Raw genomic sequence first — 16,326 nt, 5'->3', positions numbered from 1 at the left:
GCGGAAGGGGAGTTCATTATGAACACAGCAACAATCAAAACGAAAATTAATGTAGCAAAATCAATCCCGACAGAGCAAGCCGTGAAGGAAAGCGTCTATAGTACGCGCCAATTGAATTTATGGTATGGCAACAACCACGCCTTGAAAAATATCGATCTGGAAATCGAGGAAAACGAAGTGACAGCGATCATCGGGCCATCAGGATGCGGGAAATCAACGTATTTGAAAACATTGAACCGGATGGTGGAATTGGTGCCTTCTGTCAAAACCTCAGGGGAAATCCACTACCGCGGACGCAATATCTTTGATGCGAACTACGGCGTCGAAGAATTGCGCACACGCGTCGGTATGGTATTCCAAAAACCGAATCCGTTTCCGAAGTCGATTTACGACAATATCGCTTACGGCCCGCGTATCCACGGCATTAAAAACCGCAAGATCCTCGATGAAATCGTCGAGAAAAGTTTGCGCGGCGCAGCCATCTGGGACGAAGTGAAAGACCGCCTCAATGAAAATGCATACGGTATTTCGGGCGGCCAGCAACAGCGTATTTGCATCGCGCGCACGCTGGCGATCGAGCCCGATGTTATTTTGATGGATGAGCCAACGTCAGCGCTTGACCCTATTTCGACCTTGAAAATCGAGGAATTGGTCCAGGAATTGAAAGAGCAATACAGCATCATCATCGTCACGCACAATATGCAGCAAGCTGCACGGATTTCGGATAAAACGGCATTCTTTTTGAACGGGGAGGTCATCGAGTATGACCGAACCGATACGATCTTCTCTAATCCTGCAGATAAACGGACAGAAGATTATATTTCAGGGCGCTTCGGCTAAAGAGAAACTTCACTTAATGTGGGGTTTTTCACTACTTGAAGAAGTGGGGCTTGAAAGTCCGTTAATACTGGATAAATGGGAGGAACAGAATATGGCAGTACGTGAAAAGTTCGAATACGAAATGCATTCAGCTCAAGAGATGTTGATCACTTTGAGCACGATGGCGATCGATGCGCTGGATAAATCGATGCAGGCACTTATTTCGCATGACGTAGATGCAGCTCTTCAAGTAATCGAAGACGACGTGCACATCAATCGCCTTGAAGAAGACCTCAATGATCAAGTGATCCTATTGATTGCCAAGCAGTCACCGGTCGCAACGGATTTGCGGCGCTTGATCGTCACGATCAAAGTGGCGTCCGATATGGAGCGCGTGGGCGATTATGCCGTCAACATCGCCAAGGAAACGATCCGCATCGGCCAGCAGGAGTTGTTGGAGCCGATCCATAAAATCCGACGCATGCATGAACTGGCGACCGTAATGCTGAGACAGGGCATCGATGCGCTCGTCCAGGAAGATGTAGAAAAAGCGAAAGAAATCGCCGATATGGATGATGAAGTTGATGATTTATACGGAGAAGCAATTCGACTTTTGTTCCAGTACAGTGCGAAAGAGCCTGAAAAGCTTAGTCAAGTGACGCAATTGGCGTTTATCTGCCGCTATATGGAACGTTCCGCGGATTATGCGACCAATATTTCCGAACAATTGTTTTACCTTGTGCGCGGCCGGCATTATGATTTGAATAAATGATCAAAAACCGCGGCATAGGCTGCGGTTTTTTTGTGGAAGAAATCAACAGAAATCAGTATTTTTCAGTAGACAATCCCTGCAGGTATGCTATAATAATTAAGTCGTATAGATCACGCTTATTATTGAAATGGATTTTTTGAAAGAATTGGGAGGGATATCGATGCGTGTAAACATTACACTGGCTTGTACAGAATGTGGCGAACGTAACTACAGCACTGTTAAAAATAAGCGCAACAACCCTGAGCGTCTTGAATTGAAAAAATATTGCTCACGTGACAAGAAAATGACAGCACACCGTGAAACAAAGTAATGACTTGTCTGCCAAAACCTCTCGGGGTTTTGGCTTTTTCTTTTGAATTCTTCGCTTTAGCGAACCTTACATAATACTAGAAAGGGCGATTGTCGAATGGATAAAGCAGCACTCAGAAAATCGGTCATGAGCCAATTGCACAAGCTGTCTCAGCAAGAACATGCTGAACGTTCTGCGATGATTTCCACCAAACTTCTCGAGGATCCGGCTTTTCAAGCTGCCAAGACGGTCGGCTTGACCATTTCACGTCATCCGGAAGTAAATACCGTCCCGCTCCTTGAGTGGTGCTGGCGCTTGGGCAAGCGTGTCGCCGTACCGAAATGCGATGCACAGAACCGCACGATGGAATTTCGTATTTTAGAGTCGATGGATCAATTGGAAACCGTCTATATGGACTTGCAAGAACCCATTGAGGAGACAACCGAAGCTATCGATGCCGAACAGATTGATCTGCTGATTGTTCCGGGAGTTGTCTTTATGGAATCGGGTTATCGCATCGGCTTCGGTGGCGGGTATTATGATCGTTATTTGGCCGGTTACCGCGGCGTGACGAGGTCTCTTGCATTCGACTTCCAACTAGTAGAAAGCGTGCCTGTTGAAAACCACGATATTCCCGTAGAGGGCATCATCACAGAGAAAAGAACGATCGACACAGAGGTGGTGAGAAGATGAAGGATTTATACGATGTCATGCAATTGCTGAAGCGCTACGGCACAATCATTTACACCGCAGATTTTCAATCGGATATCGATCTGATGGAAGAAGATCTTCGGGAACTGTACCGCAGTGACTTTATCACAGCGCGTGAATTCGGCGGGGCGCTGGCCATTTTGCGCCAAAAGCGATTGGAATATGAAAAAAAGCGCAGCCAATGAAACCGAACCCGTTTTGAAGCGTTCTATTAAGGGTAAATGCTTTTGCTAGAGGGCAATTTGTTTTATAATGTAAGTTATTGATATTTCCAATCGACTTTTCAAGCTGGTTTGAAACTGAAATTTGGACGAACCGGACGAAGGTGCCGGGAAGACGGAGGAGGATGTGCGGCAATGAAAAACAAAGAATGGCCGAAGCATTCAATTCTGGCCATAGCGGTCATCGCCACTTGGTTGACCACCTATGTCGTTTACAAAACGGCTTTTTCCATTACAATCGATAATGCCTTGCAGGAATTCATCTTGTTTTTGAACCCGTTAAGCTTACTGCTGTTTCTTTACGGCGGCGCTTTATTCTTTAAAAACAAAAAAGCACGTAACCGTTACATTGTTGTGATTTCAGTGATCACGACAGTCATACTATACGGCAACGTAGCGTTCTATCGGTTCTTTACAGACTTTATCACCTTGCCGGTATTGTTCCAGACGGATAATTTCGGCGATTTGGGTTCCAGTGCTGCGGCGAGCATCTACTGGACCGACATCTTTTACTTTGCTGATATCTTCATCATTGTCTTGGCAATGTTTTTCATCAAAGAACAAGATGCAACAGTAAAAGCGGCAGTTTCTCACCGGAAAGCCTATTTTGTACTGTCGGCAGCGATTCTGTTCTTCAACCTAGGACTCGCAGAAGCAGAGCGTCCGCAATTGCTGACGCGCAGTTTTGACCGGGAAATGCTCGTGAAAAACCTCGGAATGTATAATTACCATCTGTATGATGTCTACATCCAGTCAAAGTCACAAGCGCAGAGAGCGCTCGCTGACGGGTCTGAATTGACCGAAGTGACCAACTATGTGCGTTCGAATCAGGCAGAGCCTTCAGCCGAAATGTTCGGAAAAGCTGAAGGGCGCAACTTGATTGTCGTGACACTCGAGTCTTTGCAGACCTTTACTTTGAACAATGAAATGAACGGCCAGACCATTACGCCGTTCATGAATGAATTGACTGAAGATGAAGATACCATCTATTTCCCGAACTTCTACCACCAAACCGGCCTCGGAAAAACGTCCGACTCGGAATTTTCGCTCGAGACAGGATTGTATCCGCTGAGCGGGGGAGCAGTATTCTTCACCCATAGCGGCAATGAATTCAACTCGATGGCTGAAAAACTGGGCAACGAAGGCTACTCGACGAACGTCCAGCATGCCAATACGAAAAGTTTCTGGAATCGCGACATGATGTATGAGTCGATGGGCATCGATAAATTCTACGACATCCAAAGTTATACGGTCGGTGAAGGGCAAGCAGTCAACTGGGGGATGAAGGATATTCCATTCTTCGAGCAATCTGTCGCTCATATGGCAGAAGAACAAGAACCGTTCTACTCCCGTTTGATCACCTTAACGAATCACCATCCGTTCACCTTGGATGAAGAAGATAAACTGATTGATGAGTTTGATTCCAACTCAGGGACACTCAACCGTTATTTCCAAACGGTGCGCTATTTGGACGAAGCGGTCAAATCGCTATTTGAGGACTTGAAAGAACAAGGCTTATACGAGGATTCGATCATCGTCATGTACGGTGACCATTACGGCATCTCGGATAACCATAACGCTGCAATGGAGCAGTATCTTGGTAAAGAAGTTACACCGTATGAATCGGCGCAGCTGCAAAAAGTGCCGTTATTCGTCCATATCCCAGGCTATGGCGAAGGCCATGTGAATGAAGAAATCGGGGGACAAGTCGATATGCGTTCGACGATTCTTCACTTGATGGGCATGGAAACGGATAAAGACATCCAATTTGGTGGAGACCTTTTGTCGGAGGAACATGAAGAATTTGTCATCTTCCGTGACGGGCGGTTTGTGACCGATGAATATGTCTATGCGGCAAACGTCTGCTATGATAACGAAACGGGAGAACCGGTAGAAGACCAAACGCTGTGTGAACCATATGCAGAACAGGCTCTTCAGGAACTTCAGTATTCCGAAACGATCATCAACGGCGACTTGATGCGGTTTTATGACGAGGAAAGCGGTCAACTGAAAACGTTAGAGGAATCAGGACAGCCTTAAATAGAGTTTGAAAAAGATGGATTGGCTAGTTTCGCTAGCCGACCCATCTTTTTTTGATTTGTAGATTATCATATTAAGTCGAACCGTTACGCTGCCCTCGGGCTGTTCAAGTTGTCCCAAAAGCTTCTGATCCGCAAAGGGCGGAAGTTGAAAAACAATGAAGTAGAGACACGCGGCAAGATGCCCCGGCTCAAAAAGCTTCACACGCGCCAGGCACCTCGAAGCCAGGTTGGCCACTAGGAAGCGGGTACGGTCATCGGTAAGTCGCACAAGAGCCAGATCCTCACGTTGACCGAGCGCACCACCCGGCTGACCCAGAAGGAGATCATGGATTTTCTTTTGGCGTTCAATCAGGTCCCCCAGAAAGTCCTGAATTATAATATGCCCTTTGAGGTATTCATGAGTTTCTTGCCGCGTTCGACTTGAATTGACAATTTAGAATTAAAAATGCGCAAACAAAAAACCGGTGCAGCTGCACCGGTTTACTTGTCATTAAATTGGTGCAGGGTAGCCTTGCGTAATAAGCGTCGCTACAGTGAAAGCACCGAAGATAACAAAAGTACCTAAATTAAATACAAATCCTAAATATTCTCTGTTCTTCAGGGTTTGAACTGTCCCAATCGCAGCAAGAATTGCTGTGAGGCCGAAAATAATCATCAAAATTATACTCATCTTATGACACTCCCTTCAACTTTAACAGCCAGTGCCGTCTTCTACTCTTTATATTGTAAAGAAAAGCTGGATGTTTGTCGAGCGGTAAAAATGTCATTCTATTGAACAAGTAGAAGGTTTCGGACATGCTATACTATCATGGAGGTGAAAACATATGCTTAAAATTGACCGTCTTGAACTAGGACCTGTGCAAACAAATTGTTATATCGTATCTGGAGAAGATCAGCAATGCATCATTTTCGATCCGGGAGAAGAAGCCGGAAAGATCCAAGCAGTCATCAAACGCAAGCAGCTTAAGCCGCTCGCGATTCTTTTGACGCATGCTCACTTTGACCATATCGGAGCTGTTGATGAACTGCGGGAGTTGTACAAAATTCCGGTATACCTTCATCACAAAGAGCGTGATTTCCTTGGGGCTCCGAAATTGAACGGTTCAGCGAAGTATGCGGCTGTGCCGGATTACCGAGTGGCACCGGCCGATGAATTGATCACAGATGAACAGTCCCTTGCAATCGGGCCTTTCACGATGGATTTGCATCATACCCCTGGCCATTCACCAGGCAGTGTGTCATTTTACTTTTCGGCAGACCGCTTTGCGATTGTCGGGGATACTTTGTTTTTCGGCAGTATCGGACGCACGGACTTGGCGGAAGGCAACGAAGTTGTGTTGCTCGCATCGATCCGTAAATCTTTATTGACGCTTCCGGATGAGACGTTTCTGTTTCCAGGGCATGGCCCTGAAACGACGCCCAACCGGGAAAAACAACACAATCCTTTCTTGCGCTCCTAGATTGTGCGCACAAAAAAACGGCCGAGATGGCCGTTTTTTTTTGTGCGCATTCGTATTAATTAATGACCTGCTCCCGGAACGTGGATGAACGTGGAGTAGTAAGTGAAGCCTACGAAAAAGACTGTCAAGTAGGCAGCAAAAACATACATATACATACGTTCAGAGATGTTTAAGTATCCGAGAAGAACGAAGAAGCCGGTATTGGCAACCATCAACAATGATACTTCTACCATATCGCCGACATAAAATAAAATTGCAAAGATTCCAGTCCACCATCCCATTAATTTAAACATATTATCCATGGGTAATCCCTCCTTTGCCACAACACAATAATCTCCTACTCATTATATAGGAAGACGAGTCAATGTGTAAACAAGGACTTCGAACGACTTTGTGACAAAGCAGTGGATAGAGCTCTAGTAAGCATCAGCACCGTATGCTAAAGGGGCTTGAAATATGGAATTTACGGAAATTTGGCGGTCTAAATAATTATTTTGCTATTTTTGATATTCAAGTAATGCTGATCGAATTATACTAATGGCAAGCGGAGAGGCAGCCTCCGCTTTGAGACCCGGATAGGAGGTGAATATGCAAGATATAATCGAACGCCGCTGCTTCGACTTATTGCAATCCGCAGTTGAAGCGAAAACGACCGATATCCACATCAGGCCAGAACCCCAGGATTACAGCATCACTCACCGGACGCATCAGCATTTTGAGCCGGTGAGTAAAATCCCCTTTGATTTGGGTGATCGCATGATCGCTTACTTCAAATACCTCTCCCTTTTGGACATGAGCGAAAAACGCAAACCGCAAACCGGCTCATTCCACATTCAAATGAATGATCAACCCCAGCATTTCCGCATTTCCACACTGCCTTCCGTGTTGACGAGAGAAAGCATCGTCATTCGTGTCATACCGGACAGCACTGCGCTGTTTCTCGAAGAATTGGCTGCTTTTCGCGATTCAGCCCGGCTTCTCGAGAAATTGGCAGGAGAACGGCAAGGTTTGATCTTATTGACAGGTCCGACCGGATGCGGCAAGTCGACTACTCTTTATTCTCTTCTGCGCCATTGCTCCGAACGATTAAAACGCAACGTCATCACACTGGAGGATCCGGTTGAACGGCAGAACGCCGCTTTTTTGCAGATCCAAGTGAACGAAAAATCGGGCATGACCTATGCAACTGGCTTGAAAGCTATTTTGCGCCATGATCCGGACATCATCATGATCGGTGAAATCCGCGATGCAGACACAGCCGCAATCGCCGTACGAGCTGCTCTAACGGGACATCTTGTACTGTCCACTATACATGCTAGGCATTCGGTCGGCTGTCTGCACAGGCTTCATGACTTGGGAATCCCGTATGAGGATATGCTGCAGACAATCATCGGTATCGCTGCCCAAAAAATCGTGCCGATGTATGAAGACTTGGAGCAGCTGGAAACCAAGCATCGGGCACTTTATGAAATACTCAGCAGCGACAGCCTGTCGAATGCGATTCAGTCTGCAAAAAACCAGCAGGACTATCAGCTTCCTGAACATTTGTCGTTCGGCGGCCAAATTAGGGAAGGGGTGAGAATCGGTGCGCTTCACGCTAACTCCGACTGCTAAGCGCTTGCCATTCCGTGAGCGGGCACAATTTTTGACGAGACTATCGGCGTTGATGGCAGAAGGCTATTTGTTTCCTGTGGCATTGACGCTGTTATTGCCGATGCATACGACGCGTGTCGATGATGCTCTTGCCGGCATGGACCGGATCCTGAAGGGTGGGGGCAACGCGGCAGAAGTGCTGAAGTTTCTCGGATTCCGGGAGCGGGTTTTGTTTCCGGTGGAAATTGCTGAGTTTCACGGGCGGCTCAGCGAAGCGATAAATGGCATTGCCGCGGGTTTTAAACGGACGCAAGAAGTGCAGAAAAAACTGCAGAATATTCTCGTCTACCCCGTATCCTTGCTGATTCTCACTGCAGCGTTGTTTCTGTTTTTCCGGACCAATTATGTGCCGAATTTATCGGCGCTCATTTCATCTTTGCAAAACGACGGCGATCAGCAAGGCGTCCCTGTCTATCTGTTGCGGATCCCGGATGTCTTTATCGGCCTGCTGGTAGTCTGCGTGGCAGTGGCGTTACTTTTGCGTCTTTATATCAAAAGCCAGCCGGTCGAACGGCAAATCATGCTGCTGCTGCAAATGCCGGTGATCGGTCCGTCCGTGCGCTTGTACTGGTCGCAGCTTGTCTCCCGGGAACTTGGAACCTTGCTGCACAGCGGCATTTCCCTGCAAGAAGCATTAAGGCTTCTGTACAAACAGCGGCATCATCTGGTCATCAGCCATATCGCCGAGACTTTGCACGCACAAGTCAAGACGGGTATTCCGTTATCTGTCGCGGTTGAAAGGCATACTTTTGCCGCGCACGACATGGCAGCATTTACACGCCATGGCGAAGCGACCGGCATGCTGGGGAAAGAGCTGGTGCTCTATAGTGAAGTGCTGTTGGACCGGATCGAATTGCAAGCACAGCGTTCGCTGAAAATCATCCAGCCCAGTTTTTTTGTATTAATCGCCGTGTGCATTGTCGCCGCGTATTTGGCGATTTTGCTGCCGATGTATAATCTCGTCCATACGATATGAGGAGGAATACAATGAAACGATTAAAAGACCAACGCGGGTTTACGCTCATTGAAATGCTCATAGTCATGCTAATTATTACAGTCCTCATCGCCATCGCGATACCGAACGTCGCCAAACAAACTTCAGCGGTCGACGAAAAAGGCTGCAAAGCATTTGTCCAAATGGTTCAAGGGCAAGTCGAGTCCTACCGGATGGATAATAAGAAAGTACCTGCACTCACGGACCTGGTGGCGGACGGTTATTTGAAAACAGGTGAAACGAGCTGCCCGAACGGGGAAACAATCGAAATTTCAACAGAGGGCGTAGTATCCTCACGGGCTTCCTGAAACAGCAGGGCGGCTTTACGCTCATAGAGATGCTACTCGTGCTGTCGGTGCTGGGGGTTGTTTCTTCACTTGCACTTTCGAGTGCTGTTCTGCACGAGGAAAGAAGGGAAGAACAGCGGTTTTTTGCGCTGCTCGAGCAAGACATCCATTATGCGCAAAGCCAAAGTTATGCGCTTAGTTCTTCGGTAATGCTCGTTTTTCGTGAAGGGAAACTTGGTTATGAGGTGATGTATGGTTTGAATAGACCGGGCTTTTCTAGGCCTATGCCATCAACTGTCAGTTTAAGCAAAACGAGCAATATCCGCGAAGTTTATTTCACGCCAAGCGGCTCGATTCGCCAGCCCGGAACCTTGCGCTTTGCGACCAGCCGCGGAGAAAGGACGGTGACGATACATCTTGGGAAAGGGCGGGTGGTTGTTTCACAATGAACGGGGCATTTCATTAGCGGAAACGATGTTGAGCCTGTTCATGGTTTTTCTCGTGTTCGGCTCGCTCTTGCCGCTGATCCATGATATGCATATGCGGCTCGAATTAAAAAAAGAGCGCCATGCAGCTTATGAAACTTTGCACGAAGCGGCAAAGCTGATAGCCCAAAGTGGTGTCGATGGAGGTACCCGGACGGTCAACGGCATTGTCTATTCCTGGCAGTCTAAGGGGCATTGTGTCGATTACAGCGATTACCGCGGAGAAGAGCAGCGCATATGCTTAAAATGATGCGTTCTAAGCGCGGCTTTACGTTCGTGGATTCTTTGCTGAACATTGTAGCTCTTTCACTAGTGTTGCCACTAGCGGCAATGTTCTATTTGTATAGTATGCAGTTTTTGTCGGATATGGATTCGAGCGCTACCGAGTTTAGGCTTTTTACGCTGGAGCTTCAGCGGTATTTGGCGGGCAGTGAGCAAGTCCACATCATGCGCAGCGGCCAGGGCTTGCGCATTTACCAATCAGGTACAGTTTACGACATTGAAATGTACGGGGCGGTTGTGCGCAAACGCAAAGATCTGCTCGGCCATGAAATTATGCTGACGGAAGTAGCTGCCGGTGGATTTGCCATCGACGGAAAGACCTTGACGATTTCCATGGAATTTGAAAGTGGTGCCGCCGAGGAGGTGGGATATGAACTATCGCTTCCTTGATTGCGAGTCGGGGGCTGTCTACCCGCTCACGCTCATCTTTTTCATCTCTGCACTAATGCTGATGTCCCATATGGTGCTCATGTATACGATTGAATACCAGACCTATGATAGTTTGGAAAATGTTCATAGAAATGCTACTATACAACTACTGACGGAAATTGGGCAAAATAAAATCCCTGAGTAGGGTAGTACGGGTGGGAACAATGAACAGAATCTATTTAATCGGTTTTATGGGCTGCGGCAAAAGTGCAATCGGCAGGAGGCTTAGCTTTTTGTTGAAAATGCCTTATTATGACATGGACAAGGAAATTGTCCGACAGATGGGCATGACCATCCCGGAAATTTTCGAGCAGTATGGCGAGCGGTATTTCAGAGATCTCGAAACTCAATTTTTGCAAAATTTGCAACAGGATCACTGCATCATTTCAACCGGAGGCGGCGTAACGATGCGCAAAGAAAACCAGCGGATCATGCGGCGGACCGGGCTTGTCTTGTTTTTAGATGCACCTTTTCGTGAAATTTGGCGGCGCATCCATAAAGATCCGAATCGCCCGATTGTCCGGCGCTCGACGCGCGAGGAAATCGAAGCGCTTCACAAAGCGCGTTACCGTGATTACAAACGGACAGCCCATATCACCATCCGCACAGAACATCGCACCTTAAAGCAAATCACTCAATATGCTGCATTTCAAGTTCGTCGCTTGAAAACCGAATGAAATATTAGTTTGCATGGTTTATTGTTCGTGAATTGACTTGGGTAGCGAAAAAGATTGCGCTTTCTCCCATTCAATGTTAGGATGTAGTCGAAGTTATACTATTCTGTATAACGGGTTGGACCAATTCAGCATTGATTTGGGCGGATGAATGTATGGGGAGAGAACGCTTAGTTTAGCGTCGCCGAAGGAGCAAATGAGCAATCATGAATCTCTCAGGCAAAAAGACTCGTACAGGACGCATCTCTGGAGAACGCTGCTTCTATGCAGCTACCAAAGAGGAAAGCCATAACGGTAAACTTTCAGGTGCCAGGACAGAGAATTCCCTTTTTATGAAGAGGGGATTTTCTGTCCTTTTTTGCGCGCCCTGAAAAACAGGAGGGAAAGAGATGGGACAATTAAAGCGAACACCTTTGTTTGACTCGTACGCTCGCTATGGCGGGAAAACAATCGATTTTGGCGGCTGGGAATTGCCGGTGCAATTTTCTTCCATCAAAGAAGAACATGAAGCAGTCCGAACAAAAGCGGGATTGTTTGATGTATCACATATGGGCGAAATTTTCGTCACTGGATCCGATAGCTTGTCCTATTTGCAGAAGCTTGTGACGAACGATGTCGCAAAGCTCCAACAAGGACAAGCGCAATACACCGCTATGTGCTATGAAGATGGGGGAACGATTGATGACCTGCTCGTTTACAAGCTCGAAGATGACCGTTATCTGCTGGTCGTCAACGCCTCCAATATCGAGAAAGATTTCGGCTGGATGCAACAGCAACTCGCAGGCCAAGTCGAACTCGACAATGCCTCCGAGCGCTACGGATTATTGGCTTTGCAAGGTCCGGTTGCACAACAAGTGTTGAGCACATTGACCGATGAAGACTTGTCTGCGATCCGCCCATTCCGTTTTAAAGACAATGTGGAAGTAGCGGGTTCTACGGTGCTCGTATCCCGCACTGGCTATACAGGCGAAGACGGTTTTGAAATTTACGGCAGCCCGCAAGCGGTCACCGCATTATGGGATAAAATCCTGAAAGCCGGCGAACCGCAAGGCGTCGTTCCGGTTGGACTCGGCGCACGGGACACTTTGCGTTTCGAAGCCGGCCTTGCGTTGTACGGCCAGGAATTGTCAAAAGACATCACGCCGCTTGAAGCAGGCATCGGTTTTGTCGTCAAGCTGAAAAAAGAAGACGACTTTATCGGAAAAGCTGCTTTAGCTGCGCAAAAAGAAGCAGGAGTTCCGCGCAAGTCCGTCGGAATCGAAATGATCGACAAAGGGATACCGCGCCACGGATACGTCGTCTATAAAGGTGACGAAAAAATCGGCGAAGTCACGACCGGCACACAATCACCGACCTTGAAAAAGAACATTGGACTTGCCCTATTAGCAGCAGACCACCAGGAGCTTGGCAGCGAAGTGGACGTCGAAATCCGCAACAAGCGGCTCAAGGCGAAAATCATAACTGCACCGTTTTATAAACGTTCAAATTAATCCGAATAAAAAAGGGGACTGCATACGATGAAACATCGCTTTTTACCAATGACTCAACAAGATGAAAAAGAAATGCTCGAGGTGATTGGCGTCCAATCGATCGAGGAATTGTTTTCGGACATTCCTGAAAAAGTGCGCTTCCAGGGCGAATACAACATCAAGCCCGCCAAATCCGAGTCGTCGCTGACGAAAGAATTGGCTCAGCTCGCTTCCAAAAATGCGGATTCTGTGCGCTACGCATCGTTCCTTGGCGCAGGCGTTTACGACCATTACAAACCGATCGTCGTGGATCACGTCATTTCCCGTTCTGAATTCTATACCGCCTATACACCGTACCAGCCGGAAATCTCGCAAGGGGAATTACAGGCGATTTTTGAATTCCAGACGATGATTGCGGAACTGACCGGAATGGATATCGCGAACTCATCCATGTATGACGGTGGAACGGCACTCGCAGAAGCGGGCATGCTAGCAGCCGGCCAGACGCGCCGCAAGAAAATCCTTGTGTCGGCTGCTGTCCATCCGGAATCGCGCGACGTGGTCCGGATGTATGCGCTCGGGCAATCGATCGACGTGGTGGAAATTCCGTTGAAAGATGGCCGTACTGACATGGATGCCTTGAAAGAAATGGTCGATGAAAATACAGCCACAGTGATGATCCAATATCCGAACTTTTTCGGACAAGTCGAGAACTTGAAGGAAATCGAGCCGATCGTCCACGAAGCCGGCGCCCTCTTTACGGTTTCTTCCAACCCGTTGGCGCTCGGCGCTCTCACGCCGCCAGGCAAGTTCGGCGCAGATATCACGGTCGGCGATGCACAGCCGTTCGGCATTCCGGAAGCGTTCGGCGGGCCGCATTGCGGCTATTTCGCCGTCACGAAAAAATTGATGCGCAAAGTCCCAGGACGTCTCGTCGGTGAAACGACGGACGATGAAGGTAGACGTGGATTCGTGTTGACTTTGCAGGCGCGCGAGCAGCACATCCGCCGTGACAAAGCGACATCGAATATTTGCTCGAACCAGGCACTGAACGCACTCGCTGCATCTGTTGCGATGACAGCACTCGGCAAACAAGGCGCAAAGGAAATTGCAATCCAAAACATCACCAAGACACATTATATGAAACAACAACTGAAAAAAGCAGGCTTTGAAATTGCTTTTGAAGGAGCACATTTCAACGAAGTGGTCGTCAAAACAAAATCATCCGTCAAGGAATTGAATGCGGCCTTGTTCGAAAAAGGCATGATCGGCGGTTATGACCTCGGCCTCAGCTACGATGAGTTCGCAGGGCACATGTTGATAGCCGTCACTGAGCAGCGTTCAAAAGAAGAAATCGATGCGTTTGTCCAGGAAATCGATGCATTCGTGCGAGAATTGGAGGCTTCCCATGCATAAAGACAACCAACCACTCATTTTTGAAATGACAAAAGAAGGACGGGTCGGCTATAGCCTGCCGGAACTTGATGTACCGGAAGTAGATCTAAGTGAATTGCTTGGACAGGAACTGGTGCGCGAAGAATTGGCAGAACTTCCGGAAGTATCGGAACTCGACATCATGCGCCATTATACGGCTTTATCCAACCGTAATCACGGCGTCGACTCTGGATTTTATCCGCTTGGGTCGTGTACGATGAAATACAACCCAAAAATCAATGAATCCGTCGCGCGTTACTCCGGTTTCGCGAACATCCATCCGCTACAGGAAGAATCCACTGTGCAAGGCGCGATGGAATTGATGTTTGATTTGCAGGAGCATTTGAAGGAAATCACCGGCATGGACGAAGTAACCCTTCAGCCAGCAGCAGGTGCCCACGGCGAATGGACGGGCCTCATGATGATCCGCGCGTACCATGAAGCGAACGGCGATACACACCGTACGAAAGTCATCGTCCCAGATTCTGCACACGGCACGAACCCTGCTTCTGCAACGGTCGCCGGATTTGAAACGGTAACGGTGAAATCGAACGAGCACGGACTTGTCGACCTTGAAGACTTGAAGCGCGTTGTCGGCGACGATACCGCAGCGCTCATGTTGACGAACCCGAACACACTTGGTTTGTTTGAGGAAGATATTTTGGAAATGGCCGCGATTATCCATGGCGTCGGCGGCAAGCTTTATTATGACGGGGCGAACTTGAACGCCGTCATGTCAAAAGCACGCCCGGGCGATATGGGCTTTGATGTGGTGCATTTGAACTTGCACAAAACATTCACCGGCCCTCACGGCGGAGGCGGCCCAGGTTCTGGACCTGTCGGTGTCAAAGCGGACTTGATCCCTTATTTGCCGAAGCCGCTTCTCGTCAAGAAGGGCGAAGGCTATGCGTTTGATTACGACCGTCCGCAATCGATCGGGCGCGTCAAGCCCTTCTACGGCAACTTCGGCATCAATGTGCGTGCCTATACGTATATCCGCACGATGGGGCCGGACGGCTTGAAAAAAGTAACGGAATACGCAGTATTGAACGCCAATTACATGATGCGCAGGTTAGCGCCTCATTTCGATTTGCCGTACGACCGCCACTGCAAGCACGAATTTGTATTGAGCGGCCGCCGTCAAAAGAAACTTGGCGTCAGAACACTCGATATGGCGAAGCGCCTGCTCGATTTCGGTTACCACCCGCCGACGATCTACTTCCCGCTCAACGTAGAAGAAGCTATGATGATCGAGCCGACCGAGACCGAGTCGAAAGAAACGCTCGATGACTTTATCGACGCGATGATCCAAATCGCTCGTGAAGTGGAGGAAAATCCCGAGATTGTCCAAAATGCACCGCATACGACGGTCATCAATCGCCTGGATGAGACGAAAGCGGCACGCAAGCCGATTCTTCGTTACCATAAACCGACAGATAGCGAATAAAGAGAAACTAACAATCAGTGGGTGGCTTCATCTCCAACTGATTGTTAGTTGATCCAATCGGACTTTTACGGCCCGTGGAGCTGCCGCTTAAGGAAGTGGGAGTTTTACGGGCCGTTGAAGCAACATAAAAAATCCCCGGAAGCCTAAGCTCCCGGGGATTTTAGTTATTTGGATTTGACTTTGCCTGTCCATTTTTTAAAGCCGCCTTGCAATTGGAACAACTGATCGTAGCCTTTTTTCTTCAGGAACAATGCGGCGCGTCCGCTTCGGGATCCGTTTTGGTCGTATAAATAGACCGGTTTGTCGATACGGATTTCCTTGTAGCGCTGGCGCATTTGCGTTTGCGGAATATTGCGGGCTCCTAGAATATGCCCCGCTGCAAAGTCTTTCGGTTCCCGGACATCGATCAGCTGGGCTTTTCGGTAGCCTTGGATAAATTCTTCCTGGTTCAAGTCGGTGACCGCTTTGCGGATGCGGAAAAAGGAAATGACCGCGAAAATGAGGATAGCGATAACTACACCTAATGTGATATACAATAATTCCACTGTTGTTGCCCCTTTCTATACTTACTCATTATAAGAGATAAAGCGGCGGATATTCAATCACTATGTTGAAGGAATCGGGGGAAAATGAAGACAATCCTGTGAAGAGGGGCAGATTAGGTTGATGATTCCCGCCATCGGTAGCGTTTATCGGCTGGTCGAATTGTCAAGTACTGTGGAGAAAGAAAAAAATCAATTTTTGCGCTGTTTTATGCGAACGTATGTGTCTTTTGTCTCATTTTCATCGGAACGAAAATGCCGAACCCTTGCCGTTGCTCGCTTAATTAGGTGGCGGAATTTCCATCAGAAAAATATT

Annotated in this window: 21 protein-coding genes, 1 pseudogene and 1 riboswitch; of the genes and pseudogenes, 19 read left to right on the top strand and 3 right to left on the bottom strand. The window is 48.0% G+C overall.

The annotated features are described in order from the left end of the window. Window positions 1–18 precede the first annotated feature (18 nt). From pstB to J7E21_RS16640, 7 genes and pseudogenes are all read left to right on the top strand, one after another. Entirely contained in the window at window positions 19–840 is an 822-nt protein-coding gene (gene pstB, locus J7E21_RS05790) for a phosphate ABC transporter ATP-binding protein PstB (protein ID WP_215105561.1), read from the top strand. 91 nt (window positions 841–931) lie between these two features. Continuing rightward, window positions 932–1,591, top strand: coding sequence for a phosphate signaling complex protein PhoU (gene phoU, locus J7E21_RS05785; protein ID WP_215105559.1), 660 nt, complete (start codon window positions 932–934; stop codon window positions 1,589–1,591). A 160-nt stretch (window positions 1,592–1,751) separates the two neighbouring features. Continuing rightward, on the top strand, window positions 1,752–1,901 hold the full coding sequence (rpmG, locus tag J7E21_RS05780) for a 50S ribosomal protein L33 (RefSeq protein ID WP_215105557.1): 150 nt from the start codon (window positions 1,752–1,754) through the stop codon (window positions 1,899–1,901). A 96-nt stretch (window positions 1,902–1,997) separates the two neighbouring features. Then, window positions 1,998–2,573 (top strand): 5-formyltetrahydrofolate cyclo-ligase, encoded by a 576-nt coding sequence (locus J7E21_RS05775; RefSeq protein WP_215105555.1) that lies wholly within the window; start codon window positions 1,998–2,000, stop codon window positions 2,571–2,573. Then, window positions 2,570–2,776, top strand: coding sequence for a YqgQ family protein (locus J7E21_RS05770; RefSeq protein WP_215105553.1), 207 nt, complete (start codon window positions 2,570–2,572; stop codon window positions 2,774–2,776). The genes J7E21_RS05775 and J7E21_RS05770 overlap by 4 nt, the downstream gene beginning before the upstream one ends. Before the next feature lie 171 nt (window positions 2,777–2,947). Beyond that, complete coding sequence (locus J7E21_RS05765; RefSeq protein WP_215105551.1) at window positions 2,948–4,852, top strand: LTA synthase family protein; 1,905 nt, start codon at window positions 2,948–2,950, stop codon at window positions 4,850–4,852. A gap of 84 nt (window positions 4,853–4,936) precedes the next feature. Then, a pseudogene (locus tag J7E21_RS16640) lies at window positions 4,937–5,278 on the top strand (IS30 family transposase); the annotation flags it as partial. A gap of 66 nt (window positions 5,279–5,344) precedes the next feature. Here J7E21_RS16640 and J7E21_RS05760 read toward each other — a convergent pair. Beyond that, on the bottom strand, window positions 5,345–5,524 hold the full coding sequence (locus J7E21_RS05760; protein WP_215105549.1) for a DUF2759 domain-containing protein: 180 nt from the start codon (window positions 5,522–5,524) through the stop codon (window positions 5,345–5,347). A gap of 154 nt (window positions 5,525–5,678) precedes the next feature. On the opposite strand from J7E21_RS05760, the gene J7E21_RS05755 reads away from it, so the two are divergent. Continuing rightward, window positions 5,679–6,314 carry an MBL fold metallo-hydrolase gene (locus J7E21_RS05755; RefSeq protein WP_215105547.1) on the top strand — a complete coding sequence of 212 codons (636 nt, stop codon included), beginning with the start codon at window positions 5,679–5,681 and terminating at the stop codon, window positions 6,312–6,314. A gap of 59 nt (window positions 6,315–6,373) precedes the next feature. Here the strand turns inward: J7E21_RS05755 and J7E21_RS05750 are convergent, their stop codons facing one another. Further along, window positions 6,374–6,616 (bottom strand): DUF2626 domain-containing protein, encoded by a 243-nt coding sequence (locus tag J7E21_RS05750; RefSeq protein ID WP_215105545.1) that lies wholly within the window; start codon window positions 6,614–6,616, stop codon window positions 6,374–6,376. Between the two features lie 286 nt (window positions 6,617–6,902). Between J7E21_RS05750 and comGA the strand changes: the two genes are divergently transcribed. From comGA to gcvPB, 11 genes are all read left to right on the top strand, one after another. Beyond that, complete coding sequence (gene comGA, locus J7E21_RS05745; protein WP_215105543.1) at window positions 6,903–7,928, top strand: competence type IV pilus ATPase ComGA; 1,026 nt, start codon at window positions 6,903–6,905, stop codon at window positions 7,926–7,928. Beyond that, window positions 7,900–8,943, top strand: coding sequence for a competence type IV pilus assembly protein ComGB (gene comGB, locus J7E21_RS05740; protein WP_215105541.1), 1,044 nt, complete (start codon window positions 7,900–7,902; stop codon window positions 8,941–8,943). Before comGA ends, comGB begins: the two co-directional genes overlap by 29 nt. Before the next feature lie 11 nt (window positions 8,944–8,954). Next, window positions 8,955–9,269: a competence type IV pilus major pilin ComGC gene (gene comGC / locus J7E21_RS05735; RefSeq protein WP_215105539.1), complete on the top strand. Its 315-nt coding sequence runs from the start codon at window positions 8,955–8,957 to the stop codon at window positions 9,267–9,269. After that, window positions 9,206–9,697: a competence type IV pilus minor pilin ComGD gene (gene comGD, locus J7E21_RS05730; protein WP_353047740.1), complete on the top strand. Its 492-nt coding sequence runs from the start codon at window positions 9,206–9,208 to the stop codon at window positions 9,695–9,697. Before comGC ends, comGD begins: the two co-directional genes overlap by 64 nt. Beyond that, window positions 9,684–9,983, top strand: a complete 300-nt coding sequence (locus tag J7E21_RS05725; protein ID WP_251047792.1) for a hypothetical protein — start codon at window positions 9,684–9,686, stop codon at window positions 9,981–9,983. The genes comGD and J7E21_RS05725 overlap by 14 nt, the downstream gene beginning before the upstream one ends. After that, window positions 9,971–10,405 carry a ComGF family competence protein gene (locus J7E21_RS05720; protein WP_215105537.1) on the top strand — a complete coding sequence of 145 codons (435 nt, stop codon included), beginning with the start codon at window positions 9,971–9,973 and terminating at the stop codon, window positions 10,403–10,405. The genes J7E21_RS05725 and J7E21_RS05720 overlap by 13 nt, the downstream gene beginning before the upstream one ends. Next, window positions 10,386–10,589, top strand: coding sequence for a hypothetical protein (locus J7E21_RS05715; protein ID WP_215105535.1), 204 nt, complete (start codon window positions 10,386–10,388; stop codon window positions 10,587–10,589). Before J7E21_RS05720 ends, J7E21_RS05715 begins: the two co-directional genes overlap by 20 nt. Before the next feature lie 19 nt (window positions 10,590–10,608). After that, window positions 10,609–11,121 (top strand): shikimate kinase, encoded by a 513-nt coding sequence (locus J7E21_RS05710; protein WP_215105533.1) that lies wholly within the window; start codon window positions 10,609–10,611, stop codon window positions 11,119–11,121. Window positions 11,122–11,265: 144 nt separating this feature from the next. Continuing rightward, a riboswitch (glycine riboswitch) is annotated at window positions 11,266–11,359 on the top strand. Window positions 11,360–11,507: 148 nt separating this feature from the next. After that, window positions 11,508–12,608, top strand: a complete 1,101-nt coding sequence (gcvT, locus tag J7E21_RS05705; RefSeq protein WP_215105531.1) for a glycine cleavage system aminomethyltransferase GcvT — start codon at window positions 11,508–11,510, stop codon at window positions 12,606–12,608. A 27-nt stretch (window positions 12,609–12,635) separates the two neighbouring features. Further along, window positions 12,636–14,003 (top strand): aminomethyl-transferring glycine dehydrogenase subunit GcvPA, encoded by a 1,368-nt coding sequence (gcvPA, locus tag J7E21_RS05700; RefSeq protein WP_215105529.1) that lies wholly within the window; start codon window positions 12,636–12,638, stop codon window positions 14,001–14,003. Then, window positions 13,996–15,468: an aminomethyl-transferring glycine dehydrogenase subunit GcvPB gene (gcvPB, locus tag J7E21_RS05695; RefSeq protein WP_215105527.1), complete on the top strand. Its 1,473-nt coding sequence runs from the start codon at window positions 13,996–13,998 to the stop codon at window positions 15,466–15,468. The genes gcvPA and gcvPB overlap by 8 nt, the downstream gene beginning before the upstream one ends. Before the next feature lie 164 nt (window positions 15,469–15,632). On the opposite strand, the gene J7E21_RS05690 is transcribed toward gcvPB, so the two are convergent. Continuing rightward, window positions 15,633–16,013 (bottom strand): rhodanese-like domain-containing protein, encoded by a 381-nt coding sequence (locus J7E21_RS05690; RefSeq protein ID WP_215105525.1) that lies wholly within the window; start codon window positions 16,011–16,013, stop codon window positions 15,633–15,635. Window positions 16,014–16,326: the final 313 nt, after the last annotated feature.

Origin of the sequence: Planococcus sp. ISL-109, from assembly GCF_018613655.1 — a bacterium.
In the GTDB taxonomy this organism is placed as follows: Bacteria; Bacillota; Bacilli; order Bacillales_A; family Planococcaceae; genus Planococcus.
This window is presented reverse-complemented; position numbering and strand designations above follow the sequence as displayed.

Coding starts and splice junctions, on each gene's coding strand:
- pstB (WP_215105561.1), top strand. CDS start 19: ATGAACACAGCAACAATCAAAACGAAAATTAATGTAGCAAAATCAATC.
- phoU (WP_215105559.1), top strand. CDS start 932: ATGGCAGTACGTGAAAAGTTCGAATACGAAATGCATTCAGCTCAAGAG.
- rpmG (WP_215105557.1), top strand. CDS start 1,752: ATGCGTGTAAACATTACACTGGCTTGTACAGAATGTGGCGAACGTAAC.
- J7E21_RS05775 (WP_215105555.1), top strand. CDS start 1,998: ATGGATAAAGCAGCACTCAGAAAATCGGTCATGAGCCAATTGCACAAG.
- J7E21_RS05770 (WP_215105553.1), top strand. CDS start 2,570: ATGAAGGATTTATACGATGTCATGCAATTGCTGAAGCGCTACGGCACA.
- J7E21_RS05765 (WP_215105551.1), top strand. CDS start 2,948: ATGAAAAACAAAGAATGGCCGAAGCATTCAATTCTGGCCATAGCGGTC.
- J7E21_RS05760 (WP_215105549.1), bottom strand. CDS start 5,524: ATGAGTATAATTTTGATGATTATTTTCGGCCTCACAGCAATTCTTGCT.
- J7E21_RS05755 (WP_215105547.1), top strand. CDS start 5,679: ATGCTTAAAATTGACCGTCTTGAACTAGGACCTGTGCAAACAAATTGT.
- J7E21_RS05750 (WP_215105545.1), bottom strand. CDS start 6,616: ATGGATAATATGTTTAAATTAATGGGATGGTGGACTGGAATCTTTGCA.
- comGA (WP_215105543.1), top strand. CDS start 6,903: ATGCAAGATATAATCGAACGCCGCTGCTTCGACTTATTGCAATCCGCA.
- comGC (WP_215105539.1), top strand. CDS start 8,955: ATGAAACGATTAAAAGACCAACGCGGGTTTACGCTCATTGAAATGCTC.
- J7E21_RS05720 (WP_215105537.1), top strand. CDS start 9,971: ATGCTTAAAATGATGCGTTCTAAGCGCGGCTTTACGTTCGTGGATTCT.
- J7E21_RS05715 (WP_215105535.1), top strand. CDS start 10,386: ATGAACTATCGCTTCCTTGATTGCGAGTCGGGGGCTGTCTACCCGCTC.
- J7E21_RS05710 (WP_215105533.1), top strand. CDS start 10,609: ATGAACAGAATCTATTTAATCGGTTTTATGGGCTGCGGCAAAAGTGCA.
- gcvT (WP_215105531.1), top strand. CDS start 11,508: ATGGGACAATTAAAGCGAACACCTTTGTTTGACTCGTACGCTCGCTAT.
- gcvPA (WP_215105529.1), top strand. CDS start 12,636: ATGAAACATCGCTTTTTACCAATGACTCAACAAGATGAAAAAGAAATG.
- gcvPB (WP_215105527.1), top strand. CDS start 13,996: ATGCATAAAGACAACCAACCACTCATTTTTGAAATGACAAAAGAAGGA.